The sequence below is a fragment of the Bacillus sp. J14TS2 genome, from assembly GCF_018333015.1.
GTDB lineage: Bacteria > Bacillota > Bacilli > Bacillales > Bacillaceae_C > Lederbergia.
The window spans coordinates 1-581 of record NZ_BORE01000056.1 but is presented as its reverse complement, the minus strand read 5'-3'; the positions used below and the strand labels follow the sequence as shown (position 1 = coordinate 581).

General features: G+C 44.2%; 2 rRNA genes. Both read right to left on the bottom strand.

Features of this window, described 5'->3' with window-relative positions:
* A 23S ribosomal RNA gene (locus KI375_RS27045) occupies nt 1–127 on the bottom strand; the annotation flags it as partial.
* 340 nt (nt 128–467) lie between these two features.
* A 16S ribosomal RNA gene (locus tag KI375_RS27040) occupies nt 468–581 on the bottom strand; the annotation flags it as partial.

The following is a 581-nucleotide window of genomic DNA, read 5'->3' as shown; positions in this document are numbered from 1 at the left end:
GTTTCCCCATTCGGAAATCTTCGGATCTACGCTTGCTTACAGCTCCCCGAAGCATATCGGTGTTAGTCCCGTCCTTCATCGGCTCCTAGTGCCAAGGCATCCACCGTGCGCCCTTAATAACTTAATCATACGGTCAAATAAAAACTTCGAATCTCTGTGTCCGCTGCGTTCACTCCCATCTTCACGCACGTGAGTGCGATCCGGTGTTCATTCACTTGCTTCCTTGAGCTTCTCGCTTCTTTTTACCGATTAGTTAAAAACGTCTTACAATTCTTACGGATAATATCCATAAGGTGATGCTTCTCGGTTTATTATATCTTCTTATTTTATCTGGTTTTCAAAGAACAAAACTACTGGTTTCTATCAACTTCATGTGATAGATGAGAGTTTGAACTCTCAAAACTGAACGAAACGAAACGTCTTTTTGTAGAATGTTCCAAGAACATTCTTTCCGTAATATTCCTTAGAAAGGAGGTGATCCAGCCGCACCTTCCGATACGGCTACCTTGTTACGACTTCACCCCAATCATCTGTCCCACCTTCGGCGGTTGGCTCCAAAAGGTTACCTCACCGACTTCGGG